Annotated in this window: 17 protein-coding genes; 4 read left to right on the forward strand and 13 right to left on the reverse strand. The window is 72.2% G+C overall.

Annotated features, from left to right (window positions below):
• Position 1: 1 nt before the first annotated feature.
• Positions 2–946 carry an aldo/keto reductase gene (locus ACH495_RS11290; RefSeq protein ID WP_396857590.1) on the reverse strand — a complete coding sequence of 315 codons (945 nt, stop codon included), beginning with the start codon at positions 944–946 and terminating at the stop codon, positions 2–4.
• A gap of 160 nt (positions 947–1,106) precedes the next feature.
• Here ACH495_RS11290 and ACH495_RS11295 point away from each other — a divergent pair, with 160 nt between their 5' ends.
• Positions 1,107–1,802, forward strand: a complete 696-nt coding sequence (locus tag ACH495_RS11295) for a FadR/GntR family transcriptional regulator (RefSeq protein WP_396857591.1) — start codon at positions 1,107–1,109, stop codon at positions 1,800–1,802.
• A gap of 9 nt (positions 1,803–1,811) precedes the next feature.
• Here the strand turns inward: ACH495_RS11295 and ACH495_RS11300 are convergent, their stop codons facing one another.
• The 8 genes from ACH495_RS11300 to ACH495_RS11335 all read right to left on the reverse strand — a co-directional run bounded on the left by ACH495_RS11300 (position 1,812) and on the right by ACH495_RS11335 (position 14,527).
• A complete protein-coding gene (locus tag ACH495_RS11300; RefSeq protein WP_396857592.1) occupies positions 1,812–2,693 on the reverse strand; it encodes an amidohydrolase family protein in 882 nt (293 codons plus the stop codon).
• Positions 2,690–4,009 (reverse strand): enolase C-terminal domain-like protein, encoded by a 1,320-nt coding sequence (locus ACH495_RS11305; protein WP_396857593.1) that lies wholly within the window; start codon positions 4,007–4,009, stop codon positions 2,690–2,692. The genes ACH495_RS11300 and ACH495_RS11305 overlap by 4 nt, the downstream gene beginning before the upstream one ends.
• Positions 4,010–4,070: 61 nt before the next feature.
• Positions 4,071–5,117 (reverse strand): ABC transporter permease, encoded by a 1,047-nt coding sequence (locus tag ACH495_RS11310; protein ID WP_396857594.1) that lies wholly within the window; start codon positions 5,115–5,117, stop codon positions 4,071–4,073.
• Positions 5,110–6,651: a sugar ABC transporter ATP-binding protein gene (locus ACH495_RS11315; protein ID WP_396857595.1), complete on the reverse strand. Its 1,542-nt coding sequence runs from the start codon at positions 6,649–6,651 to the stop codon at positions 5,110–5,112. Before ACH495_RS11315 ends, ACH495_RS11310 begins: the two co-directional genes overlap by 8 nt.
• Entirely contained in the window at positions 6,648–7,718 is a 1,071-nt protein-coding gene (locus ACH495_RS11320; protein ID WP_396857596.1) for a sugar ABC transporter substrate-binding protein, read from the reverse strand. Before ACH495_RS11320 ends, ACH495_RS11315 begins: the two co-directional genes overlap by 4 nt.
• 35 nt (positions 7,719–7,753) lie before the next feature.
• The gene (locus tag ACH495_RS11325; protein WP_396857597.1) at positions 7,754–9,736 is read right to left on the reverse strand and encodes an alpha-L-fucosidase; all 1,983 of its coding nucleotides are present in this window, start codon (positions 9,734–9,736) and stop codon (positions 7,754–7,756) included.
• A gap of 289 nt (positions 9,737–10,025) precedes the next feature.
• Entirely contained in the window at positions 10,026–10,376 is a 351-nt protein-coding gene (locus ACH495_RS11330; RefSeq protein ID WP_396857598.1) for an STAS domain-containing protein, read from the reverse strand.
• Complete coding sequence (locus ACH495_RS11335) at positions 10,373–14,527, reverse strand: SpoIIE family protein phosphatase (RefSeq protein WP_396857599.1); 4,155 nt, start codon at positions 14,525–14,527, stop codon at positions 10,373–10,375. Before ACH495_RS11335 ends, ACH495_RS11330 begins: the two co-directional genes overlap by 4 nt.
• 184 nt (positions 14,528–14,711) lie before the next feature.
• Here ACH495_RS11335 and ACH495_RS11340 point away from each other — a divergent pair, with 184 nt between their 5' ends.
• The 3 genes from ACH495_RS11340 (at position 14,712) to rph (ending at position 19,370) form a co-directional block, all read left to right on the forward strand.
• Entirely contained in the window at positions 14,712–15,716 is a 1,005-nt protein-coding gene (locus tag ACH495_RS11340; protein WP_396857600.1) for a sigma-70 family RNA polymerase sigma factor, read from the forward strand.
• A 56-nt stretch (positions 15,717–15,772) separates the two neighbouring features.
• Complete coding sequence (locus ACH495_RS11345; RefSeq protein ID WP_396857601.1) at positions 15,773–16,606, forward strand: YybH family protein; 834 nt, start codon at positions 15,773–15,775, stop codon at positions 16,604–16,606.
• A gap of 163 nt (positions 16,607–16,769) precedes the next feature.
• The gene (gene rph, locus ACH495_RS11350) at positions 16,770–19,370 is read left to right on the forward strand and encodes a rifamycin-inactivating phosphotransferase (protein ID WP_396857602.1); all 2,601 of its coding nucleotides are present in this window, start codon (positions 16,770–16,772) and stop codon (positions 19,368–19,370) included.
• A 9-nt stretch (positions 19,371–19,379) separates the two neighbouring features.
• Here rph and ACH495_RS11355 read toward each other — a convergent pair whose 3' ends face one another.
• The 4 genes from ACH495_RS11355 to ACH495_RS11370 all read right to left on the reverse strand — a co-directional run bounded on the left by ACH495_RS11355 (position 19,380) and on the right by ACH495_RS11370 (position 26,226).
• Entirely contained in the window at positions 19,380–21,086 is a 1,707-nt protein-coding gene (locus tag ACH495_RS11355; protein ID WP_396857603.1) for a serine/threonine-protein kinase, read from the reverse strand.
• Positions 21,087–21,291: 205 nt separating this feature from the next.
• On the reverse strand, positions 21,292–22,743 hold the full coding sequence (locus ACH495_RS11360) for an arabinofuranosidase catalytic domain-containing protein (RefSeq protein ID WP_396857604.1): 1,452 nt from the start codon (positions 22,741–22,743) through the stop codon (positions 21,292–21,294).
• A gap of 37 nt (positions 22,744–22,780) precedes the next feature.
• Complete coding sequence (locus ACH495_RS11365) at positions 22,781–24,694, reverse strand: alpha-L-fucosidase (RefSeq protein ID WP_396857605.1); 1,914 nt, start codon at positions 24,692–24,694, stop codon at positions 22,781–22,783.
• Between the two features lie 92 nt (positions 24,695–24,786).
• Positions 24,787–26,226 (reverse strand): arabinofuranosidase catalytic domain-containing protein, encoded by a 1,440-nt coding sequence (locus tag ACH495_RS11370; RefSeq protein ID WP_396858040.1) that lies wholly within the window; start codon positions 26,224–26,226, stop codon positions 24,787–24,789.
• Positions 26,227–26,255 lie beyond the last annotated feature (29 nt).

The raw sequence follows: 26,255 nt of genomic DNA on the forward strand, positions 1-26,255 counted from the left end.
CTCATGCCTCTCCGATAGGGGTGTTCTCCGGTCGGCCGCTGGGCCAGGTGAGGTTGCGCACCGGCGTCAGCAGCTTCTCGATGTCGTCGAGCAGGTCGGGGTCGGGCTCGGACAGGGCCCAGCGCACGTTGCGCGCCATGTTCCGAGCGTCGGCGGAACCGACGAAGGTGGTGGCGAACCGCGTCGGGGCGGCGGCGAAGCCGAGTGCGACCCGGGCGATGTCGACCCCACGCCGCGCGCAGAGGTCGCCGGCGGCGGCCGCGGCCCGGCGGAGTTCCGCCGGGGCCGGATGCCAGTCCGGTGCGCCGCGCCGGGAGAGCAGACCCATGGCCAGCGGGGAGGCGTTCATCACCGCGGTGCCCCGGGCGGTGAACTCCGGCTCGGTGTCGGCCAGCGCGCGGTCCAGCAGCGTGTAGCGGCAGTAGGAGAGCACGGTGTCCAGCGGGACCGCCGCCGCGACCCGGCGCAGCGCGGCCAGGGGATAGCCGGTCACGCCGAGGAAGCGGACCTTCCCCGCGTCGCGCAGGCGGGCCAACGCGGGCAACGTCTCGCCGATGATCTGGTCGAGGTCGCCGAACTCGATGTCGTGGCACTGGACCAGGTCCAGGTGGTCGGTCCCGAGCCGCGCCAGGCTCTCCTCGACACTGCGGATCGTGCGGGCCGCGGAGAAGTCGAACGTCGCGTCGCCGTACCGGCCGACCTTGGTGGCCAGGACGTAGCTGGCCCGGTCGACGCCACGCAGGGCGCGTCCGAGCACCGTCTCCGCGGTGGTCGCGCCGTAGTAGGGGGAGACGTCGATGATGTTCACGCCGAGTTCCAGCGTGGTGCGGACAGCCTCGATGCCGGCCCGTTCGTCGATCCGGCCGAAGACGCCGCCGAGGGGCGAGGCGCCGTAGCCGAGCATCGAGACGGTCAGGCCGGTGCGGCCGAGCGGGCGGTATCGCATGACGTCAGGGCCCTTCCGGCAGGTGGGGGACGGGGCGGCGACGACGGCCGTGGCCGGGCAGACGTCGGATGAATCTATAGTGGTGGGGACGGCCGCTGCCCACCGCAGGTGATGGAGCCACACCCACGGCACCCGGTGGGCCGGTCCGAAGGGGGCGGGGATGGCACTGACCGACGACGCGATCGCGCGGATCCGCGGCATGATCTCCAGCGGTGAGCTGCCGCCGGGCGCGCGGCTGCCACCGGAGCCGCAGCTCGCCGCGCAGATGGGCCTGTCGCGCAGTGGGGTACGGGAAGCGGTGAAGGTGCTCGAGTCGGCCCGGGTGCTCGACGTGCGTCGCGGCGACGGCACCTACGTCACCAGCCTCGCCCCGCGGCTGCTGCTGGAGGGCCTGGGGGTCGCGGTGGAGCTGCTCCGCGACGACACGCTGCTGGAGGTGATGGAGGTCCGGCGGATGCTGGAACCGGTGGCCACCGGTCTCGCCGCGCTGCGGATGACCGACTCCGAGCTGGACGAACTCGACCGGATCCTGCAGGACATGCGGGCCGCCGCCGACGACGCCGAGAAGCTCATCCAGTTCGACACCGCCTTCCACCACACCGTGGTCGCGACCACCGGCAACGAGACACTCACCTCGCTGCTCGACGGGCTGTCCGGCCGTACGCTGCGGGCCCGGGTGTGGCGTGGGCTGATCGAGGCCAACGCGGCCCACCAGACGATCGAGGAGCACCACGCGATCTACCTCGCCCTGCGTTCGCGCGACCAGCTGCTCGCCCAGGCCACCGCGCTGATGCATGTCAACACCTCCGAGGCGTGGTTGCGCACCGTGCTCGCCGCCCAGGCGACGGGCACCTGACCGACCGGTTCATGTCGCCGGCCCGGACGCGCCCGGTTCGGCGGGCGGCGTCAGGTGATAGGTGCGCACGGCGGTGCCGGCGAAGATCTCCCGTCGGTCCCGGGGCGACAGGTGCGGCAGCGCGGCCGCCAGGGCCCGCCGCACCCCCGGGTAGTCCGACCTGAGCAGGCACACCGGCCAGTCCGAGCCAAACATCAGACGATCCGGACCGAACTCGGCGACGGCGACCTCGACGTACGGACTCAGGTCGGCCGGCGACCAGTCCGGGGCCGCCTCGGTGACCAGACCCGAGAGCTTGCCGGCGACGTTGCCACTGGCGGCCAGCGCGGCGAGCGGGTCGCGCCAGCCTGCCAGCCCGGCGGCGCCCTCGTCGATGCGGGGCTTGCCGAGATGGTCGAGGACGAACGAGAGGTGCGGCACGGCCCGGGCCGCCCGCGCCGCGGCCGGCAGTTGGTCGACGCGGACCACCAGATCGAACACCAGGCCCGCGTCGGCCACCTCGGCGAGACCGCGCCGCACGTCGGGACGGTCGAGATAGTCCGGGTCCGCCTCGCCCTGGACCTGCGAGCGCAGCCCGACCAGCAGCTCCCCGCCGGGGAGCGACCGGTAGCGCCGGACGGTGGCGGGCACCTCGCCCCCGGCGACGTCGACCCAGGCCACCACGCCCAGGATCGCCGGCGTGTCGGCGGCGTGGCCGAGGAACTCGGCCGCTTCGTCGAGGTGGCAGCGGCCACCCTCCACCAGCACGGTGCCGTCCACCCCGGTCGAGGCGAGTTCGGCGGTCAGGTCGGCGGGGGTGAAGGGACGGCGGATGGCGGCCAGCCCCGGCTCGTCGAGCCAGTGGTAGCCGCGGTCGGGCTGCCAGAGGTGGTGGTGCGCGTCGATGATCATTGGGGTGCGGCTCCCGTCGCCGGCGCCGCCCACCGGGGGCCGTCGGGGAACCGGTAGTCGGCCAGCGAGGGAGCGAGCATCTCCGCGCTCATGCCGGGGGAGCGGGGCGCGAGGTAACGGCCCTCACTGATCCGTACCGGGTCCGCGAAGTGCTCGTGCAGGTGGTCGACGTACTCGATGGCCCGATCGGTGGTGGTGCCGCTGAGGGCGACGAAGTCGAACATGGCGAGGTGCTGCACCAGCTCGCACAGCCCCACCCCGCCGGCGTGCGGGCAGACCGGGACGCCGAACTTCGCCGCGAGCAGCAGGATGGCCAGGTTCTCGTTGACCCCGGCGACCCGGCAGGCGTCGATCTGGACCACGTCGACGGCGCCGGCCTGCAGCAGTTGCTTGAACATCACGGCGTTGTGCCCGTGCTCGCCGGTGGCCACCTTCGTCGGTGCGACGGCCGAGCGTACGGCGGCGTGCCCGAGGATGTCGTCGGGTGAGGTCGGCTCCTCGATCCAGTACGGGTCGAACGGGGCCAGCTCGCGCATCCACCGGATCGCCTCGGGCACCCCCCACACCTGGTTCGCGTCGACCGCGATCCGGACGTCCGGACCGACGGCCTGCCGGGCGATGCCCAACCGGCGGACGTCCTCGGCGAGGTTCCCGCCCACTTTCAGCTTGATCAGTCGGAACCCGGCCTCGACCGCCTCCTTGCAGAGCCGGGCCAGCTTGTCGTCGTCGTAGCCGAGCCAGCCCGGCGTCGTGGTGTACGCCGGAAAGCCCTCGGCCAGCAGCCGGCGCTCCCGGTCCGCCCGCCCGTCGACCGCGGCCCGCAGCAGCGCCAGCGCCTCGTCCTCGGTCAGGGCGTCGCGCAGGTAGCGGAAGTCGACCTGCGCCACGAGTTGCTCCGGGGTGAGGTCGGCGAGCAGTTTCCACAACGGCTTGCCGGCCCGCCGGGCGGCGAGGTCCCACACCGCGTTCACCAGGCCGCCGGCCGCCATGTGCACGACCCCCTTCTCCGGCCCCAGCCAGCGGATCTGGCTGTCGCCGACCAACCGGCGCGCCAGCGCACCGGGGTCGGCGACCAGCGCGTCGACCGGCTGACCCGCCACCATGGGGGCCAGCGACCTCAGCGCCCGGACCTGGATCTCGGTGCCCCGTCCCACGGTGAACACGAGGCCGTGCCCCTCGGCGCCGGCCGAGGTGCGCAGGATGACGTAGGCGGCGGAATAGTCCGGGAACGGGTTCATCGCGTCGGACCCGTCGCGGTGGCGCGACGTCGGGAACCGTACGTCGATGGTCTCTACGGAGGTGATGTGCTCGGACAACGGTTCTCCCGGTCGATCGAGATGGGCTGGCTCGCCGGCGGCGCCGGATGTGGCCGTGGCGTCATGTCTGCGCCTTGCCCCCGGTGATCCGGGAGACCGTCAGGGCGACCAGGATGACGGCGCCGTTGAGGAAGGTGGTCCACTGGGCGGGCACTCCGGCGAGCGTGAGCACGTTGATGATCATGAAGAGGAGCAGGACGCCGGTGAAGGCGCCGAACACGCTGCCCTTGCCGCCGTTGAGGCTGACCCCGCCGATGACCGCCGCCGCGAACACCTGGAAGATGGCGCCGTCGCCCTGCGCCGCCGGCACCGCGGCGAGCCGCCCGCTGATCAGCAACCCGGCGAGCGCGGCCAGCGTGCTCGCCACGACCAGGACGGCCCACAGCACCCGGTCGGTGCGGATGCCGGCCGCGCGGGCCGCGTCGACGTTGCCGCCGATGGCGTACAACGCCCGGCCGGTGCGGGTGTAGCCGAGCACGACGATCCCGACGGCGAACAACAGCAGCGACACCCAGATGGAGGCCGGCGCCCCGAACCAGGTGGCCGAGCCGAGATAGGTCATCGAGTCCGGCAACGCGAAGAACGTCTGGCCGCCGGAGATGCCGGTGAGCAGCCCGCGCAGGACGATCAGCATGCCCAGCGTCACGATGAAGCCGTTGAGGCCGAAGCGGACGATGAGCAGCCCGTTGACGGCGCCGACCAGGGCGCCGACGAGCAGGACCACCGGCACCGCCAGGCCGTCGGGCAGCACGTCGAGGCCGAGACCGCGGGTGAGCGCGGGGTCGACGACCAGCCAGGCCGCGATGCCCGGGGCCAGGCCGAAGGTGGACTCCAACGACAGGTCCATCTTGCCGGTGATCAGCACGATGGTCTGGGCCAGGACCAGGATGGCGATCTCCGACATGCTCTGCAGCACGTTGAGGATGTTGTCGGTGCTGAGGAAGACGGGATTCACGAGCGAACCGACGACGGCGACCGCGATGATCGCCGGCACCAGGGCCAGGTCCCGCAGGCGGGTGACGACCAGACTCCGTGGCGAGGGCGACGGCGGTGCCGGCGGGGATGCCCCGGACGGCGGCGACGTCGTGGTGGACAGCGTCTCAGGCATGGTGGAGATCCACCCCTTCCATGGCGGCTACCAGCTCGTTGTCGTGCCAGCCGTGCGCCAGTTCGCGGATGACCCGCCCCTGGTACATGACCAGGACGCGATCACAGATCCGCAGGTCGTCGAGTTCGTCGGAGACGATCAGTACGGCGGTGCCCCGGCGGCGCACCTGTTCCACCACACCCAGCAGGGTCTGCTTGGAGCGCACGTCGACGCCGGCCGTCGGGGTGATGAGCACCAGCAGTTTCGGATCGTTGGCCAACGCCCGGGCCATCACCACCTTCTGCTGGTTGCCCCCGGACAGGTCGGCGACGGGGACGTGCGGCCCGGCCGCCTTGACGGCCAGCTCGGCGATGGCGGTGCGGGCCAGGGCGTCCCGCCGTCCCGGTGAGATGAGGCCCCGGCGCGCGATGCGCTCCGGCACGGTCATCGTGACGTTCTCCGCGATGGACAGCAGCGGCACCAGGCCCTCGCGGTGACGGTCCTGCGGCACCAGACCGACTCCGGCGTCGAGGGCGTCGGGCACGCTGCCCGGCCGCAGCACGCGCCCGTCGAGCGCGACCGTCCCACCGGCGCGGCGGGCCAGGCCGACGATCGCCTCGGCCACCTCGAGCTTGCCGCTGCCACCGCCGCCCGCGACGCCGACCACCTCGCCGGCCCGGGCCTCCAGGGACAGCTCGGCGCCGGACGAGGTGACCAGGTCGCGCACGGACAGCAGTACGGGGGCCTCGGCCGGCAGCGGCGGATGGTCGGCCTCGGGCATCGTCACGTCCTCTCCGGTCATGGCCGCCACCAGGGCCGGTCGGCCCAGCTCGGCCACCGGCGCGGTGACGACGTGCCGGGCGTCGCGGAAGACGGTCACCTGGTCGCAGATCTCGTAGATCTCCTGCAGGTGGTGACTGATGAACAGGAACGTCACCCCGTGCGCGCGCAGGTCGCGGATGCGGGTGAACAGACGGTTGATCCCCGCGCCGTCGAGCTGCGCGGTCGGTTCGTCGAGGATGATGAACCGGGCGCCGAACGACAACGCCCGGGCGATCTCCACGAACTGTCGCTGCTCGACCGACAGCGTCGAGGCGGGCTGCCGCACGTCCACGTCGACCGACCACGTCGCCAGCAGCTCCTCCGCCGCACGACGCAGTCGCGACCAGCGGATCAGCCCGCCGGGACCACGGTCGTGCCGGTTGAGGAACAGGTTCTCCGCCACGGTGAGCGTGGGGATGATCGTGGACTTCTGGTAGACGCAGGCCACCCGCTGCCGCCAGGCGTCCCGGTCGCCCAGCGGCGGCGCGGGACGGCCGTCGAAGGCCACCGCCCCGTCGTCCGGCGCCTGGAGGCCGGTGAGGATGCCGACCAGTGTCGACTTGCCGGCGCCGTTGCGGCCCACCAGGGCGTGCGTCTCGCCGGGCCGGACCACGATGCCGGCGTCGGAGAGTGCGGTCGTCGACCCGAAGCGCTTGGTGATGCGTACGGCCTCGACGACGGGCCGGAGATCGCCGGCCGGCCCGTCCGTCGAGGCCTGGGAGCGGACGCTCATGCGTTGTTGCCCCACAGGGACTTGTCGTCGAACGTCAGGGTGGGCTCGCCCGCGATCTGCGCGCCGTCCCTGGTCACCAGCGGCGCCGGGAGCTGGTCCTCCAGCAGACCCTCCCGCACCTTGATGATCGTGCTGCCGTGGTCGGTCGGGCCGGGCTGGAACGTCTTGCCGTCGATCGCCGCCTTCACGTACTCCAGGCCGTACTTGGCGTAGAGGTCGGCGGGCTGGCTGACGGTGGCGTCGATCAGACCCTGGCCGATGCCGGACAGCTCCTCCGGGATGCCGTCGTTGGAGACGACGAAGACGTGCTTCGGGTCGCTCGCCGGGACCTGGAGGCCACGCTGCTTGAGGATCTGGAGCGTGCCGGAGAGCGCGAAGGACGACTGCATGTAGATGCCCTTGACGTCCGGGTCCGACGCGAACCGGGTCTGGAGCTTCGTGGCCGCCACGTCGGCCTTCCAGTCGGTGGCCTCCCCGAACACCGTGATGCCCGGGTAGTCGGAGCGCATGCAGTCCTGGAACGCCTCGGTGCGGTCCCGGCCGTTGATCGAGTCGAGGCCGCCCTGCAACATCACCACCTTCCCCTTGCCGCCGAGCTTGGTGCCGAGGAACTTGCACGCCTTGGTGCCGTAGGCCCGGTTGTCGGCGCGGATCACCATCGCCACCTCGCCGGTGTCCGGGCGGGTGTCGATGGTGACCACCGGGATCTTCTTGGCGGCCAGTTGCTGCAGGGTCGGGGCGATGGCGGCGGTGTCCTGCGGGGCCATCACCACGCCCTTGACCCCCTGGCTCACGAAGGTCTGGGCGTTGGAGATCAGGTTCGCGATGTCGTTCTGCGAGTTCGTGGTCTTCAGCTCGACGCCCAGCTCGTCGGCGAACGTCGGCACGTACCTGATGTACGAGTTCCAGAAGTCGGTGTCGGAGCGCGGGTAGTCCACGCCGACGAGCGGGGCGGAGCCGCCCGAGCCGGTGCCCTCGGCCGCATCGTCACCGCAGCCGGCGGCGAGCGTGGCCGAGGCGACGAGCGTCATGGTCAACCCCAGCCCCAGCAGAGCTCTACGGGTCATCGTGGTCCTCCAAATCGGGACGTGGATTCGGGGCTTCAGACGGTGGTGAGGGTCCAGAGCAGGTTCGTGCTGCCGTCCCAGCTCCACTGCTTGACGGTGGAGCCGGAGGCGACCTGGCCGCCACCGTCGAGCACCAGGCCGGTGGCCCGGTTGGCGATCCGGTACCGCCCGTTGCCCTGGTCGGTGAGCTGCCACTGCTGGCTGGTGCCGCCGTTCCAGGACGCCTGCTGGGCGGCGGCGCCGTTGGTGGTCTGGCCGAAGCCGTCGACGACCATGCCGTTGGTCCGGTTGACGATCCGGTGGTATCCGGTGCCCAGGTCGACGAGCTGCCACTGGAGGTTCGTGCTGCCGTCCCAGCTCCACTGCTTCAGCGCGGACCCCGAGGCGACGTTGCCGCCGCTGTCCAGCACCAGGCCGTTGGTCACGTTGGTGATCCGCTGCCAGGTGGTCGAGCCGCCGCCGAGCACCGGGATCGGGCCGCTGAACGTCAGCTTGACCACGTACGCGGGCGCGCTGAACGGCGCGCCGGCCGACGGCATGGTGATCCGCAGGCCGGTGGTGTCCTGGGTGCGGGTCGGCAGGTTGACGTAGCTGCCGGCGTTGGTGTCGAGCAGTTGCACGCCGGTCAGCGTGCCGAGGTTGATCCGGCCGGACGCCAGCGTGGTGATGGTGGCCGTGCTGCCCGGCCAGCCGAGGAACGTGGCGTACAGGACCCGGTTGTCCTTGCTGCGGGTGAACCGGATGTCCTGGGCGGTGCCGGCGCGCGGGGTGCTGAAGGAGCCGCCGCCCATCTGGGTGGGGCCCTCGCCGTGCGTCGTCCAGGCCCGGGTGGCGTAGACGGACTCGCCGAAGCGGCGCAGGTAGTCGCCGATGCCGAGCAGGATGGTGCGTTGCCCGGCGGGGATGGTGCCGTCGGCCATCGGCGCGATGTTGAGCACCATGTTGCCGTTCTTGCTGACCCGGTCGAGCAGCGAGTGCAGCATCTGGTTCAGCGAGTAGTAACCGATGCCCACCGTGTAGCACCAGCTGGAGCTGCTGATGCTGTCGTCGGTGAGCCAGTAGGGCTGGCGCAGGGCGGCGGGACCGCCGCGCTCGTAGTCGAAGACCGTGCCGCCGAGGTCCAGGCCGTCCTTGTAGGTGGCGACGACCTCCTTGTCCCACGCCACGGCCCGGTTGTAGTAGTAGGCCAGGAACCGCAGCCGCTGCGCCTCGCTGATCCGGCTGAGGTTGAAGTCCTGCCAGATGATGTCCGGCTGGGCCTGGTCGATGACCTCGCGGAGCTTGTCGTACCAGAGCTGTTCCTCCGCGGCGGTGCCCAACTGCCCGTAGAGCTTGCGCAGGCTGGCGTCGGACTGCTGCGGCGCCCACTGATAGAAGCCGGTGAAGTTGTACGCGTGGTGCATGGCGACCATGACCTTGAGGCCGCGGGCGCGGATCGCGTCGGTGTGCAGGCGGAGCAGGTCGAGCCGGGGGCCGCGGGCCACCGAGTTCCACTCGTTGACCTGGCTGTTCCACATGGAGAAGCCGTCGTGGTGCTCGGCCACCGGCCCGGCGAACTTCGCCCCGGCGTCGGCGAACAGCTGGGCCCACTCGTTGGGGTCGAAGTTGCCGCCGGCGGACTTCAGTTTCGGGGCGAACTGGACGAGGTTCCCGGCCTTGTCGCGGGCTCCGTTGATGAAGTTGTGGTACGGCCACGCCGACGGGTCACCGTAGACGGACTTGTGGTGGTTGTTCTCGTTCGAGCCGTTGTTGTACATGTTGCGCGGGTACCACTCGTTGGCGTAGGCCGGAACGCTGAACGCGCCCCAGTGGAAGTAGACGCCGAACTTGGCGTCCTGGAACCACTCCGGTGCGGCCGGGTGCTGCCCGACCGACGCCCAGGTCTCGGCATAGCTGGCGGGCCCGGGGATGGCAGCGGCGGCGGGCCCGGGACGGAGGATGCCGCCGGCGGCGACCGCGGCTCCGCCGGCACCGAGAGCGGCCAGGAGCGAACGACGGGTGAGGTGGGGACGGGACATGGTGATCCCTCCGAAAGTGGTGGTGGGTGGTGAGGGCCTTGCTGACTCAGACATCAGACGTTAGGCGTTACGTCCGCGTGACGTCAACGCCCGGTTTCCCGCGAAAGCGGCTGAGTCAGCGGCCATACGTCATATGAATGGCGCGTCGGGGCCACCACCTGGGTGAACGCTAACATCGATGCCCATCGGGGTGGCGGAATGGATCTCGGGGCTGTGTCGGCGAGCAGGCGTGCCGGCTACCCGTCCTGAGCAGCCGGCACACCAACACCAGGCTGCTCGACCTGGCGCGTCACCTGGTCGGGTCCGGCGAGCCCACCGCCCCGAGGTGACCGTCGGTGCCTCGACCGCTCCGGACGGTGGTGAGGTCGGCCAGGCCGGAGATGGTGAGCAGCGGCTCCAGCAGCGGACTGGCCACGAGTGCGATGTGCTCGGCGTGCGGGAACAGCACGGCCAGGCCGGCGCTGTCGAGATATTCCACAGCGGTCAGGTCCACCACGAGGGGGTCACCGTCGGGCCGGACGGCGTCGTCGAGCGCGGCGGCGAAGGCGGTCGCGTTGCTCATGTCGATCTCGCCGACCGCGGTCAGCACGCGCGTGCCGTCGGGGTCGCTGCCGGTGGTGAGCGTCAGGGCCGTGCTCATCGGATGATCCTTGCCTGCATGTCGACGGTGGTGCCGGTGGCCCCCGGGGTCACCGTGATGGAGTCCATCAGAGCACGCATGAGCACCAACCCGCGGCCCCGGTGCGGGTCGGACGGCCGGTCCCGGTCCCGCCAGTGCCCGCTGTCGGTGACGCTCAGCCGCAGCGCGTCGGCGGTGGCGGCGGCGCGGAGCCGGATCCGCCCGCCGGGACTGTCCCGGTGGCCGTGCTCGATCGCGTTGGCGCACGCCTCACCGGCGGCCACCAGGACGTTGTAGGAATGCGCCGGGGCCAGCCCGCACCGGTCCAGCCACCCGCGCAACGCGGTGCGCACCTCGGCCAGGCGCGACGACTCGGCGGGGAAGTCCAGTTCCAGCGGCCCCGGGTGGCGGTAGAGGAGCAGAGCCACGTCGTCGTCGTACCCGCCTTCCGGGGTGAGTTGGTCCATCACCTCGGTGGCCAGCGCCTCGACCGGGAGGCCCCGGCCCTCCTGGATCGCCGAGGTGGCCCGGTCGATGCCGGCGGTGAGCGGCTGGCGGCGACGTTCGACCAGGCCGTCGGTGTAGAGCATGAGCGTGGCCCGGGCCGGCACGGTGGCCTCGGCCTCCGGGCGTTCCCGGCCGGTCCGCACCGCGAGCGGCCGGGACCGACCCTGGTCGAGGAACTCGGACGTGCCGTCGGGGTGCACCACGACGGCCGGCGGATGCCCGGCGCTGGAGTAGCGCAGCCGCCCGGTCGCCGGGTCCAGCACACCGCAGAGGACGGTCGCGCACTGCGCGCCCGGGAGCAGGGCGGCGAACCGGTCCAGGGCCATCAGCGTCTGGGCCGGACTGGCGTCCTGCAACAGCAGCGCGCGGCAGGCGCTGCGCAGCTGCCCCATCACGGTGGCGGCCCGCAGGCCGTGACCGACGCAGTCGCCGACCACGATCCCGATCCGCCCGTCCGGCAGCTCGACCGTGTCGTACCAGTCGCCGCCGACCTTGAGCGGAAGCGACGCCGGCGCGTAGCGCACGGCGAAACCGGCGGGGAGCTGGGCCGGGCCCAGGATCGCCCGTTGCAGGGCCAGGGCGGTCTCGCGTTGCTGGTCGATCTGGCGCACGCGGTGCAGTCCCTGGGCGACGTGGCCGGCGAGCAACGCCAGCAGCGTCTGGTCCTGCTCGGTGAAGGGCCGCTTCTCGCCCAGGTCGATCCAGAGCGCCATGGTGCCGTCCGGATGCTCCAGCGCGACGCCGGCGCCGTGCGCCGGCGTCGCCACCGGGGTCAGCAGCGGCGTGTCCCGCACCGCGAGCAGCGCCTGCCGGCGCTCGTCGGGCAGCGCGTCCCACCGCAGCAGGGGGTCGGTCGCGGTGAGGTCGGGCAGGGGGGAGTCGCCGAAGACGGCGGTGACCACGCCGGCGGCCCGCCACAGCTTGCGCATCTCGTCCAGCACCCCGTGCAGGGCGTCGGTGAGGTCGTCCGCCTGCGACAGCCGCAGGCTCAGCCCGGCCAGCGCGGTCTCGCGCTGCACGGCGTAGTGCTCGGTGGTGACGTCGCGGAACGTGCCCACGATGACCCGGCGTCCGGTGTCCGGGTCGTCGACCTGGTTGAACGCGGTGGCGATCCAGATCCGGTGCCCGTCGCGGTGGGTCACCGGCACGGTGTAGGTGCCCTTCGACTGGCCGATCAGCAGCGAGAACGCGGCGGACACCTGACGGTGTGCCTCGGGCTCGGCCTCCGGGTCCGGCCACCACGGCTGCACCGGCAGGTAGGGCAGGTTCTCCGGCCCGTAGCCGAGGATGTCGGTGAAGGCCGTGTTGATCTCGACGACCGCGCCGGCCTCGTCGCAGACGAAGAACGCCTCCTGCAACGAGTCCACGAGCGCGGTGCGCCAACGGGCGTGGTGGTTGCGCAGTCGGGCCAGCTCCACGTTCGCCCGCACCCGGGCCAGCAGCTCGGCGGCCGGGAACGGCTTGACCAGATAGTCGTCGGCGCCGGCCTCCAGGCCCTCGATGGAGGCCTCCTGCCCGGCGCGGGCGGACAGCAGCAGCACCGGCGTGCTGGCGGTCCGGGGGTCGGCCCGCAGCGCGGCCACCAGTTGCAGGCCGTCCAGCCGGGGCATCATCACGTCGCTGACCACCAGGTCCGGCGTGTGGGTGCGGGCGGCCTCCAACGCCTCCTGCCCGTCGGCCACGGCCCGCACCCGGTGCCCGGCGGAGCGCAGCAGGCGGGTGAGGTACTCGCGCATGTCGGCGTTGTCGTCGGCGACCAGGATCCGGGCCGGGACCTGCCCCGGCAGCACCGGCGCCGGGCCCTCGACCGGCGTCGCGTCGTCCGGGACGACCCCGGCCGTCGAGTCGCCGGGCAGCCAGCGCAGCGCCTCCTGCACGAACGGCTCGGCGGAGAGCGGGACGCGGCCGGAGCCGGCCGGGGCGATCGCGTCGGCCGGCAGGTGGGTGTCGCCGAACGGCAGCCGGACCGTGAACTCGGTGCCGCGGCTGACCGCGCTGCTGGCGGTGATGGTGCCGCCATGCAGCGTGACCAGTTCCTTGACCAGGGCCAGCCCGATGCCGCTGCCCTCGTCGGAGCGGGACCGGGCGTTCTCGATGCGGTGGAACCGCTCGAACAGCCGGGGCATCTCCTCCTCGGCGACGCCGATGCCGGTGTCGGCGACCCGCAGGACGGCCTGCCCGTGCTCGGCGCGCAGCACCACCCGCACGGTGCCGTCGAAGGTGAACTTCAGGGCGTTGCTGAGCAGGTTGAGGACCACCTTCTCCCACATGCCCGGGTCGATGTGCACCGGCTCGGGCAGGGGCGGGCAGTCGACCTCGAAGGTCAGGCCGGCGCGTTCGATCGCCGACCGGAAGACGCTGGCCAGGTCGGCGGTCACCGCGGCCAGGTCCACCGGTTGGTAGCGGGCCTGCATCCGGCCGGCCTCGATCCGCGAGAAGTCGAGCAGGCTGTTGACCAGCTTGCCCAAGCGCAGCCCGTTGCGGCGGATGACCTCCAGCTCCTCGCGGATCGGGCCGTCGGCGTCCCGTAGCCGGCCGCGCAGCTCGTCCACCGGCCCCATGATCAGCGTCAGCGGGGTGCGGAACTCGTGGCTGATGTTGGAGAAGAACGCGGTCTTCGCCCGGTCCAGCTCGGCGAGCTCCTCGGCCCGCCGCTGCTGGGCCTGGTAGCTGCGGGCGCTGGCGATCCCGGTCGCGACGTGCCCGGCGGTCAGCTCCACGAACCCGCGGTAGCCGTCGTCGAGGGCCCGGTAGCGGTTGAGCCCGGCCACCAGGAATCCGTACGGCGTGCCGCCCTGCTGGCGCAGCGGCACCAGCAGCGCCTCGGTCGGCGGGTCCGGCCAGGCGCCCGTCGGCAGCCCGTCGAACGCGGCGCCGTCCAGCGGCACCCGAACCGGGTCTCCATCGGTCAGGGCCCGCGCCGGCCAGACCGCGTCGAGGTCGCCGAGCGGCAGCCTCGTCGGCGCCGCCGGATGACCGGCGGCGAACCCGGTCGCCTCCGCCAATCGCGCCTCACCCTCGTCACCAAACAGGTACGTCAGCGTGAACGGCAGATCGTACGGGTTGCGCCCCAACTGGCGGCCGGCGAACGCGAGCGTCTCCTGCTCGGTGCGGATCACGCTCGGGTCCGAGCCGAGGTCCCGCAGCGTGGCCATCCGGCGCTCGCCGATGACCCGCTCGGTCTCCTCGCTGACCACGCAGAGCATCCCGACCAGCGCGCCGTCGTCGTCGCGCAGCGGGCTGTAGGAGAACGTGTGGTAGGTCTCCTCCCGGTAGTCGGAGCGCTCCAGGAACAGCAGCAGCGCCTCGTCCCAGGTCGCCTCGCCGGTGCGTAGCACGGTGTCGATGCGGGGGCCGATGTCGTCCCAGATCTCCGCCCACACCTCGTTCGCCGGCCGGCCCAACGCCCACGGGTACTTGCGGCCCAGCGTGTCGCGGCGGTAGGCGGCGTTGCAGAAGAACGTCAGCTCGGGGCCCCAGGCCATCCACATCGGGAAGCGGGAGGAGAGCAGGATGCGCACCGCCGTCCGCAGGCTCTGCGGCCAGGCGTCGGGCTGCCCCAGCGGATGCGCCGACCAGTCGACCCGCGCCAGATCCGGGCCGATCTCACCGTCGACGGCGAACACGTCGGCACGTGTCCGCGGGTCGGTGCCAGCGCCGGTCATCGCCCGTGTCTCCCCCCACACCCGTTCCTGCGCGTTCAGGCCCCCGAGCCGATCCGGGCGACGAATCCGGTCACCAACGGCATCGCGGTGCGGACGGTCTCCCAGATTAGCTCTCCGTCCGCTCTTGCCCCCGCGGCGTCCCGGTCATGCCGCCGACCCCGGTCGGGACTGCCACAATTTCGCGGTGCAGCCGGAACCACCGGAGCGGCGCGAGCACGGCACGTCGGCGTTCGCGCGGCTGACCGATGCCTACCGTGGCGAGCTGACCGCGCACTGCTACCGCATGCTCGGCTCCCTCCACGAGGCCGAGGACGCGGTGCAGGAGACCCTGCTGCGGGCCTGGCAGCACCGGGAGCGGTACGACGACCGCGGCACCCTCCGGGCGTGGCTCCACCGGATCGCGACGAACCGCTGCCTGACCCTGATCGAACGTCGGGGCCGCCGCCGGGAGCTGCCGACCGACCTCACGCCGGGTGCGCCGGCGACGGAGACGGCCTGGCTGGGACCGTACCCGGACCGCCGGCCGGATCTCGACGAGGCGCAGGACCCGGCCCGCCGGGTGGTGGCCCGGGAACAGGTCGAGTTCGCGTTCGTCGCGTCACTGCAACGCCTGTCCGGTCGGCAGCGGGCCGCGCTGCTGCTGCGGGACGTGCTCGGCTACCCGGCCGGGGAGGTCGCCGGCATCCTCGGCACGTCCGTCGCGGCGGTCAACAGCGCCCTGCAACGGGCCCGCCGGGTGACCGGCACGCAGCGCCCGGCCACCTCCCAGCAGGCGGAGTTCCGCACGCTCGGCGAGCGGCGGCTCCGCGAGCTGGCCCGGCGGTACGCGGACGCGTGGGAGCGGGGCGACGTCGACGCCATCCTGGCGATGCTGACCGAGGACGCCCGCTACTCGATGCCGCCGCTGGCGCAGTGGTACGCGGGTCGCGAGCAGATCGGCGCGTTCCTACGGCGGGGGCCGCTCGCGCTGCCGTGGCGGTTCGTGCCGACGTCCGCGAACGGGCAGCTCGCGTTCGGCACCTACGCCCGGCAGCCGGACGCAGCCGCCTTCACGGCGGTCGCCCTGGACCTGGTCGCCGTCCGCGGCGCTCGGATCGCCGAGGTCGTCTCGTTCCTGGACCCGGGGATCTTTCCGGCGTTCGGTCTGCCGGCCGCGCTGGGTCCGGAAGTCGTCCGCCGCACCCGATGAGTTCGACGTGCCACCCGGGTTGTAGGAGGCAGAGGACCCGACCCGGGAGGACGAGGATGACCGACGACGAGAACCAGATCCGCGAGCTGGTCGAACGCTGGGTGCGCGCGGTGCAGGCCGGTGACCTGGCCGGCGTGCTCGCCGACCGCGCCGACGACATCGTGATGTACGACGTGCCGCCGCCCGCCGCGGGCACCCGCGGCATCGAGGCGTACGAGCGCTCGTGGCCCGACTTCCTGCGCTGGCAGACCGGCGGCGCCCGGTTCGAGCTGACCGACCTGGCGGTCGTGGCCGGCGGGACGGTCGCCTTCGCGTACGCCCTGCTGCGGTGTGGGACACCCGACGAGCTGGCCCGCCGGCCGGAGCTCCGGTTGCGTCTGACGCTCGGCCTGCGTAAGCGGGACGGCCGCTGGGTCGTCGCGCACGAGCACCACTCGTTCCCGGTCGACGACGGCGCGCGGGAGCGCGCGGCGTCCGAGCGGGAGGTGCGGGCGGTGCACCGGCACTGGTTCGAGGCCACCGCGGCCGGCGACCTGGCGGGACTGATGCGCCCGATCGCGGCGGACGTCGTCTCCTACGAGCACGAACAGCCCCTGGAGTACGTCGGGCGGGACCGGGTGCGCGAGATCTGCGCCGCCGGCCTGCGAGTCGGCGGAGACGTCACCTGGACCGTGCCGGACATGACAGTCGTCGTCCGGGACGATCTGGCGGTGTCGTGGGGGCTGAACCGGGTGACGGCGCGGGATGGGCAGGGGGACGTGGTGGAGGTCTGGTCGCGGGGGACCCGGGTGTTCCGCCGGACCGCGCAGGGGTGGCGGCTGACGCACCAGCACCTGTCGTTCCCGCTCGACCCGGGCACCGGGCGGGCGCGGACGGATCTGTCGCCGTGACGGCCGAGGACGGCGCAGCGTCGGAAGAACGGCAAAGGCAGGGAGAACACGCTCCCTGCCACTTCTAACGTATACCGCACCCGGGGGCTTGCGGCAAGCCCCGGGTGCTGCCGCAGAATCGTCGGCCGGACGTGGATGAGCTGCGAAAACGGGGGGCATGGCGATGGCTGGACGCTACGTGGTCGGGTTCGACGAGGTCGACGAGAGGCAGGTCGGGACCGTCGGTGGCAAGGGCGCGCACCTGGGGGCGCTGTCGCGGATCGACGGGGTGAGCGTGCCGGCCGGCTTCTGCGTGACCACCGACGCGTACCGGCGGGTCGTGGCGGGCCTGCCGGCGCTCGACGAGCCACTCGACCGACTCTCCCGGCTGCGTGCCGACGACCGGGAGGCGATCCGGACGGCCAGCGCCGAGATCCGCCGCGTCGTCGCGGAAGCGGCCGTGCCGGGCGAGGTCGCGGCGGCGGTCGGCCGGGCGCTGGCCGGGCTCGGCGCGCACGACGCCTACGCCGTGCGGTCCAGTGCGACGGCGGAGGACCTGCCGACGGCCTCCTTCGCCGGCCAGCAGGACACCTACCTGAACGTGGTGGGCCCGGACGAGATCCTCACCCACGTCGTCCGGTGCTGGGCGTCGCTGTTCACCGAGCGGGCGGTGACCTACCGACTGCGCAACGGCATCGACCACCGTACGGTGCACATGGCCGTGGTCGTGCAGCGCATGGTCGTCCCGGACGCGGCCGGGATCCTGTTCACCGCCGACCCGCTCACCGGGAACCGGAAGGTCGCCTCGGTGGACGCCGGGTTCGGGCTGGGTGAGGCCCTGGTCTCCGGTCTGGTGGAACCGGACGTGTTCACGGTGCGGGACGACACGGTCGTCTCCCGGACGATCGCCACCAAGCTGCGAGCCGTCCGCGCCGTGCCGGGCGGCGGGACGCGGGAGGAGGCGGTCGAGCCGGCCCGGCGGCAGCAACCGGCGCTGACCGACGCGCAGGTCGTCCGGCTGGTCCGGCTCGGGCGGCGGATCGAGGCGCGGTTCGGCGGCCCCCAGGACGTGGAGTGGGCGCTGGCCGACGGGGACCTGCACATCCTCCAGAGCCGGCCGATCACCACGCTGTTCCCGGTCCCGGTGGTCGACGACGGGGAGAACCACGTCTACCTCTCGGTCGGGCACCAGCAGATGATGACCGACGCGATGAAGCCGTTGGGGCTGTCGATGTGGCGGCTCACCGCCATGGCGCCGATGCACGAGGCCGGTGGCCGGCTGTTCGTCGACGCCACCCGGCACCTGGCGACGCCGGCGGGTCGGGCCGCCTTCCTGGACCTGATGACGCGATCGGATCCGCTGACCCGGGACGCGCTGGAGACCATCCTGGAGCGCGGCGACGTCGTGCCGACGCTGCCGGACGACGGCCCCGCCGGTCCGCCCCCCGGCCTGCCGACGGCGACGATCGAGACCGATCCGGCAGTCGTCACGGCGCTGATCGAGCGCAGCCGCGCCAGCATCGCCGCGCTGCGGCGCGACATCGGCGCCCGGACCGGACCGGCGCTCTTCGACTTCCTGCGGGAGGAGGCGTTCCCGGAGCACAAGCGGACCCTCGTCGATCCGGTGAACATGCAGGCGATCATGGCGGGGATGGAGGCCACCTGGTGGCTCAACGACAAGCTGGGGGAGTGGCTGGGCGAACGGAACGCGGCCGACACGCTCACGCTGTCCGCCCCCGGCAACGTCACCTCGGAGATGGGGCTGGCGCTCCTCGACGTCGCCGACGTGATCCGTCCCCATGCCGAGGTGGTGGCGTTCCTGCGGGACGCCTCGGACGACGACGGCTTCCTGGACGAGCTGCCGAAGCTTCCGGGTGGGCGGGAGGCACGTGACGCGATCCAGGACTACCTCGACCGGTACGGCATGCGTTGTGTCGGCGAGATCGACATCACCCGACCGCGGTGGAGCGAGCGTCCGGCCACCCTCGTACCGCTGATCCTCGACCACGTCCGGAACTTCGCGCCGGGCGCCGCCGGGGACCGTTTCGCGCAGGGCCGGCAGGCGGTGCAGCGGAAGGCGCGGGAGGTGCTCGACCGGCTCCGGGCCCTGCCGGACGGGGAGCGGAAGGCCGACGAGACCCAGCGGATGATCGACCGGGTCCGGACCTTCATCGGCTACCGCGAGTACCCGAAGTACGGCATCGTGAGCCGCTCCTTCGTCTACAAGCAGGCGCTGATGGCGGAGGCCGACCGGCTGGTGCGGGACCAGGTGCTGCCCGACCGGGAGGACGTCTTCTTCCTGACCTTCGAGGAGTTCCACGACGTGGTGCGGACGCGCCGGGTGGACGCGAGGCTCATCCGCGAGCGCAAGGAGACGTACCGGTTCCACCAGTCGCTCACGCCACCCCGCGTGCTCACCTCGGACGGCGAGGCGGTCCACGGGGCGTACCGGCGCGACGACGTGCCGAGCGGGGCCCTGGCCGGCGTGCCGGTCTCGGCCGGGACGGTCGAGGGGCGGGCCCGGGTCGTCCTCGACCTGGCCCGCGCGGACCTCGAACCGGGCGACATCCTCGTCACGGTCCACACCGACCCCAGTTGGACGCCGCTGTTCGTGGCCGTGGCCGGACTGGTGACGGAGGTGGGCGGCCCGATGACGCACGGCGCGGTCATCGCGCGGGAGTACGGCCTGCCGGCCGTGGTGAACGTGCCGCGGGCCACCCGGCTGATCCGGGACGGGCAGCGGATCCGCGTGCACGGTTCCGGCGGGTACGTCGAGCTGCTCTGACGCTCAGGGTCAGGCGGCGCCGCGGTCGACCAGGCTGAACGTGGTGTCGATCGGGGCGTCGCCCATCTCCTGGACGTAGATCTCCTTCTCGGTGTCGTCCCACTGCACCAGGCCGTACTTATCGTTGAAGATCGAGTAGGAGGTGCGAGCCTTGTCGTCCTTGCCCTCGGGGGAGATCCCGAACATGGTGGCCCCGGTGGGTTCGCACTCGGCGCCCACCAGGGACGCGTACCCCTCGGCGTCGAGCTTGACGCCGAGGCACGGACGGTGCGCGACGTCCGGGTTCACCGACCTGATCATGTAGTCGACGCCGACCGGTTCGAGCACGAAGAGCGCGTCCTTACCGGTGCCGTCGCCGACCGTGAGCTTGCCGTCGAACGGCAGCGACAGGTCCCGGTCGATCTCCACCACGTGCAGCAGGAGCCGCCGCTGCCCGGCCAGCATGGCCCGGGTCCGGTCGACCGCCGCCGACGGCGACCCGCTCGGGGCGCGGGACGTGGGCGTTGCGGAGGGGGTGCCGCCGGTGGCCGGCCCGCCGGTCGCCGCCGCCGCGGACGGCGTGCCGGCGCCGGGGGAGCCGGTGGGCGCCGAGCCGGACCGGTCACGCACCAGGTCCGGGCCGAACATCGCGGCCGGCACCAGCACCGCCATCACCGCCGCGCCGGCGGCCAGCCCGACGAGTCGGCGGCGGCGCTTCGGGACCGCGTCGGAACCCGCCGGGCCGGCCCGGTCCGTGCCGTCGAAGCCGTCTCCCGTCGTTCCGGTCCCGCGGCCCACTGGTCCGCCGCCCGTTCCGGTTCCGCCGCCCGTTCCGGGGAGGGCTGCGGGTCTCGCGGCGGAGCCGGGGCCGGCCGGCGCACCCGGGCCCGCGGCCCGGCCGGCCGACTCGCCCGCCGGGTGGGCCGCTGTCAACAAGCCGTCGAGCAGGTCCCGGGCCGAGGGCCGGTCGGTCGGGTCCTTCTCCAGCGCGCGGGAGACCAGGTCCCGCAGCGGCCCCTCCAGCCCGGTCAGGTCCGGCGGCTGGGTCATGATCCGCATCGCGGTGGCGGTGGCGGACTCACCCTCGAACGGGGTGCGTCCGGTCGCGGCGAAGGCGACCACGGCGCCCCAGGCGAAGATGTCCGCGGCCGGGCCCGTGCGGTGGCCGGACGCGGTCTCGAACCGCTCCGGCGCCATGTACGCCACGGTGCCGACCATCTGGTTGGTCCGGGTGTGCTGGCTGGTCGCGTCGAACGCGCGGGCGATGCCGAAGTCGATGACCTTGATCCCGCCGGGCGCGACCAGGACGTTTGCCGGTTTCAGGTCCCGGTGGATCACCCCGGCGCCGTGGATGGCGGTGAGCGCGGTGGCCACCCCGACCGCGATGCCGTGCACGCCGGCCGCCGTCATCGGTCCCTTCTCCCGGATCACCTGGACCAGGCTGGGCCCGTCGACGTACTCCACGACCAGGTAGGGCGGCTCGTGGTCCGGGTCGGCGTCCAGGACCTCGGCGGTGCAGAACGGCGGCACCTGGCGGGCCCGGTTCACCTCACTGCGGAACCGGCCCCGGAACTCGTCGTGGTGGGAGAGTTCGGCGCGGACGACCTTGACCGCGACCCGCCGGCCCTGCGGCGAGCGGGCCAGGAACACGCTGCCCATGCCGCCCTCGCCGAGCCGGCCGAGCAGTTCGTAGCCACCGAGCCGGACCGGGTCGCCGGGACGCAGCCCCTCGCTCACTCCGGACCTCCGCAGGCCACAACCGCCCCGCGAATCGACACGCCTGTCACGCGTTCCCCTTCGGACACCCCGACGATCGTCCGCAGCCTACCGTCCGCCTCTGCGGCGTCCGCCCGGCGTGCGGGCTCCCGTCCGGGCCTGCCCGGGGTCCGTCCGTGATCCGGCCGCCGCCCCCCACGGATCGGGTGACGGCGGCCGGTACGGCTCAGCGGTAGCCGGCGGCCACGACGTTGGCCTGGACCGCGTTCTCGGTCGCGTCCGAGGGGTAACCGGCCACCATGGCTCCCTCGTAGAACGTGCCGACGCTCTGGTTCTTGTTGTCGATGCAGCAGTCGCCGCCGCTGCCCAGGATGATCGCGCCCTGCTTCTTCATCGGGCTGTAGCCGGGGGGCAGCGACCCGTCGTAGAGCGTGTAGAGGCCGCCGGACTGGGCGTTGCTGCCCTTGATGGCGAACCGTGAGGTGCCGTTGTTCTTCAGCGTGGCGGTGACGAACTTGCTGGTGAAGGCGCGCTGGTTGGGGTTCCATGAGGAGCTGCCGCCGGGGTAGAGGCCCCATTCCAGGTCGGCCTGCACCCAGGGGCCGCTGCCGGAGCAGCCGCCGAACCAGCAGCTCGTGCTGAAGTTGATCGCGTCCATCGCGCCGGCGCCGTCGGCCCGCCGGGTGGTCTCGCTGTTGCCGTAGTCGAAGCAGCAGCCGCTGTTGACGTGCGTGCCGCTGGTGACCATGTACATGCCCTCGGGCGCGCTGCCGGTGGGGACGCCGGTCAGGTGACCGTCCCGCCAGTAGCTGCTGTTGCCGGGGATGAACAGCGAGTACGCCTTCGCGCCGCCGACCGTGACCGACTCCCGGTTCGCGACGGCCGGCTGGACCGCGCCCCCGATGCCGCCGGTCCCCTGGTAGCCGAGGTTGTTGCCCCGGGTCGTCTGGTCGTAGATCCAGGTGATGACGCAGGTGGTGTTGGCGCAGAACGAGTCCTGCGCGGCGGCGTTGGCGGGACCGCCCGCGCTGAGCGTGGTGATGTCGCGGGTGGTGTTGTCGGAGGAGCGGCGGACCTGGTAGAGCCGGCCGCTGTAGGCGCGGAAGAGCGCCCGGGTGGTGCTGTGTGCGGCGACGCAGGGGGTGCCGCCGGCCGCGTAGATGTCACACGGCCCGTCGCCGCCCGGGGGTGGGGTGGTCGGGGGCGGCGTGGTCGGTGGGGTGCTCGTCGGCGGCGTCGTCGTGGGCGGCGTGCTGACGCCGCCGGTGCAGGTGGTGCCGTTGAGGGCGAAGCTGGTGGGGGCCGGGTTGTTGCCGGTCCAGGCGCCGTTGAAGCCGAAGCTGGTGCTGCCGCCGGTGGGGATGGCGCCGTTGTAGGAGACGTTGGCGGCGGTGACGGCGGCGCCGGTCTGGGTGAGCGTGGTGTTCCAGTACTGGGTGACGGTCTGGCCGGCGGTGAAGTTCCAGGTCAGTCGCCAACTGCTGACCGGGTCGCCGAGGTTGGTGACGGAGACGTTCGCGCCGAACCCACCGGACCAGGAGGAGGAGACGGTGTAGGTGACGGAGCAGCCGGCGGCGGCCGCGGACGCGAACTGCGTACCGGTGAGCCCGGCGGTGGTGAGGGTGAGCGCGGCGGCGGTGGCGAGGAACGCCCACCGGGGCCGAGGAGGACGGGTCATGAATGATCTCCGGACGTGAGTGGTGGACCGGCGGTGGTCAGCCGACGGTGACGGTGAGGTTGGTCGGGGGGTTGTTCGTGCCGGTCGAGCCGGCCAGGAAGCCGAACGTGGTGGACGCGCCCGCGGCGAGCGACCCGTTGTAGGAGACGTTGCGGACGCTGACGTTCGACCCGCTCTGGGTGTACGTGCCGTTCCACATCTGCTGGATCGTCTGCCCGTCGGGGAAGCTCCAGGTCACCGTCCAACCGTTGATCGGCGTCGAACCGGCGGTGACGGTGACGTCCGCCTGGAAGCCGCCGGACCACGAATTGGTGATCTTGTAGGTGGCGGTGGCCTGTCCGGGCGGCGCGGAGGTCGGGACGAAGGTCGGGGTGACCGTCGGCGACGGCGACGGCGGCGGCGTCGGCGTTCCGCCCACGCCGAAGGTCAGCTTGACCACGTATGCCATGGCGGAGAACGGAGCGCTGGACGACGGCATGGTGATGTGCAGGCCGGAGCCGTCCTGGGTGGGCCGCGGCAGGTCGACGTACGTCCCGGCGGTGTTGTTGAGCAGTTGCACGCCGGTCAGGCCGCTGAGGTTGACCCGGCTCGAGGTCATCGTCGAGATGGTCAGGGTGCTGCCGGGCCAGCCCATCACCGTGGCGTACAGGACGGAGTTGTCCTTGCTGCGGGTGAAGCGGATGTCCCGGTTGGTGCCTTCGCGGGGGGTCTGGAACGAGCCGCCGCCCATCGGTGTGGGTCCCTCGCCGAAGACCGACCAGGCGCGGGTGGAGTAGAGCGACTCGCCGAACCGGCCCAGGTAGTCGCCGATGGAGCGGAGCACGGACTGCTGGCCGGCGGGGATGGTGCCGTCGGCCATCGGCGCGATGTTGAGCACCATGGTGCCGTTCTTGCTGACCCGGTCCAGCAGCGCGTGCAGCAGCGACTTCGCGGAGTAGTAGCCGATGCCCTGGGTGTAGCACCAGCTCGAGCTGGAGACGCTGTCGTCGGTCAGCCAGTACGGGGAGAGCAGGCCGGACGGTCCGCCGCGTTCGTAGTCGTAGACCTCGCCGCGGGTGTTGAAGCCGGTGTCCTTGAACGTGGTCAGCACGTCCTTGTTCCAGGAGACGGCCTTGTTGTAGTAGTAGGACAGGAACTTCAGCCGCTGCGCCTCGTCGATCCGGGGCAGGTTGAAGTCGTGGTAGATGATGTCCGGCTGGTAGCCGTCGATCACCTCGCGGAGCTTGTCGTACCACAGTTGCTGCTCGGCGGCGCCGAGCTGCCCGTAGAGCTTGCGCAGGCTCGCGTCGGACTGCGCCGGGACCCACTCGTAGTAGCCGGTGAAGTTGTACGCGTGGTGCAGCGACACCCAGAACTTCATGCCCTTGGCGCGGATCGCGTCGGCGTGCAGGCGTACCAGGTCCAGCTTGGGGCCCTTGGCCACCGCGTTCCACTCGTTGACCTGGCTGTTCCACATGGAGAAGCCGTCGTGGTGCTCGGCGACCGGCCCGGCGAAGCGCGCGCCGGCATCGGCGAAGAGTTGCGCCCACTCGTTGGGGTCGAAGTTGCCGCCGGCGGACTTCAGCTTCGGGGCGAACTGCACCCAGTTGCCGGCCTTGTCGCGGGCGCCGTTGATGAAGTTGTGGTACGGCCACGCCGACGGGTCGCCGTAGACCGCCTTGTGGTGGTTGTTCTCGTTCGAGCCGCTGTGGTACATGTTCCGCGGATACCACTCGTTGGCGAACGCCGGCACGCTGTACACACCCCAGTGGTAGTAGACGCCGAACTTGGCGTCCTGGAACCACTCCGGAGCGGGTGGGTGCTGGTCGACGGACGACCAGCTCGCGGTGTAGCTCTGCGGGCCGGCGGTGGCCAGGGCGTCCCGCCGGACGCTGAGCAGGCCGGCGGCGGCGGCCGTGCCGGCGCCGGACGCGATGAGCAGGTTCCGGCGGGAGAGTCGTGACGATGACATGTCCGGTCCCTTCCTGGGTAGGTTGGGCTGGTGGTCGGGCGGGTGGGGTCGGCCCGCCGCCGGCCGGGCGCCGGTGGCGGGCCGCGGTGCCGTCAGCGGTAGCCGGCGGCGGTGATGTTGGCCTGGACCGCGTCCTCGGTGGCGTTCGACGGGTAGCCGGAGGTCATCACGCCCTCGTAGAACGTGCCGGCCGCGCCGTGGCTGTTGTCGCCGCCGATGCCGAGGATGATCGCGCCTTCCTTCTTCATCGGGTTGTAGCCGGAGGCGTTCGGCCGCTTGCCGTCGTAGATGGTGGACAGCGCGCCGGACTGGGCGTTGCCGCCCCGGATGGCCCAGTGGTTCGGCTCGCCCTTGACGATGGCGGTCAGGTAGCGGTGGCTGATCGACGGGTTGTTGGCGTTGTAGCCGGGGTTGACGCCGGAGAACAGCCCGTTCTCCAGGTCGGCCATCACCCAGGGGCCGTTGCCGGTGCCGTAGCCCCAGACCTTGATGTTGCCGAAGTAGATGGCTTCCATGGTGCCGTTGCCGTTGTCGCGGCTGTTGGTCTCGGCGTTGCCGTAGTCGAAGCAGCAGCCGCCGTTGTAGTGGGTGCCGTCGAAGATGGCGTACATGCCCTCGGGCTGGTCGCCCGTGGCGATGCCGTTGGTGGTGTTGTCGCGGTAGCCGGTGCCGGGCGCCACGAACACCCCGTACGCCCGGTGCCCGAGCACCGTCGTCGGCGCCGCCTTCGCGTCGGCGAGGTTGTCGTACCCGCCCGGGGCGGGGCCGGAGAACCCGCCGGGGGGCGCCTGGGTGAGGTTGTTGCCGCGGGTCGTCTGGTCGTAGATGACCGTGATCAGGCAGCTCGTGTTGGCGCAGAAGGAGTCCTGCACGGCGGAGTCCGCCGGGCCGCCGGCGCTGAGCGCGTTGATGTCGCGGGTGGTGTTGTCGGACGCGCGGCGCACCTGGTAGAGCCGGCCGCTGTAGGCGCCGAAGAGCGCCCGGGTGGTGCTGTGCGCGGCGACGCAGGGGGTGCCGCCGGCGGCGTAGATGTCACACGGTGCGCTGGTGCCCGGCGGCGGGGTGGTGGGCGGTGGCGTGGTGGGCGGTGGGGTCGTGGTGGGCGGGGTGGTGACGCCGCCGGTGCAGGTGGTGCCGTTGAGGGCGAAGCTGGTGGGGGCCGGGTTGTTGCCGGTCCAGGCGCCGTTGAAGCCGAAGCTGGTGCTGCCGCCGGTGGGGATGGCGCCGTTGTAGGAGACGTTGGCGGCGGTGACGGCGGCGCCGGTCTGGGTGAGCGTGGTGTTCCAGTACTGGGTGACGGTCTGGCCGGCGGTGAAGTTCCAGGTCAGTCGCCAACTGCTGACCGGGTCGCCGAGGTTGGTGACGGAGACGTTGGCGTTGAAGCCGCCCGGCCAGGAGGACGAGACGGTGTAGGTGACCGCGCAGCCGGTGGCGGCCGCGGCGGGGAGTTGGGTGGCGGTGAGGCCGGCGGTGGTGACCGCGAGGGTGGTGGCGGCGGCGATCAACGCCGCCCGGTGGCGGGGATGGTGCATGAGTCGCACGGGGACCTCCCGGTCCGTGA

The organism is Micromonospora sp. NPDC018662 (assembly GCF_044391475.1).
Classification (GTDB): domain Bacteria; phylum Actinomycetota; class Actinomycetes; order Mycobacteriales; family Micromonosporaceae; genus Micromonospora.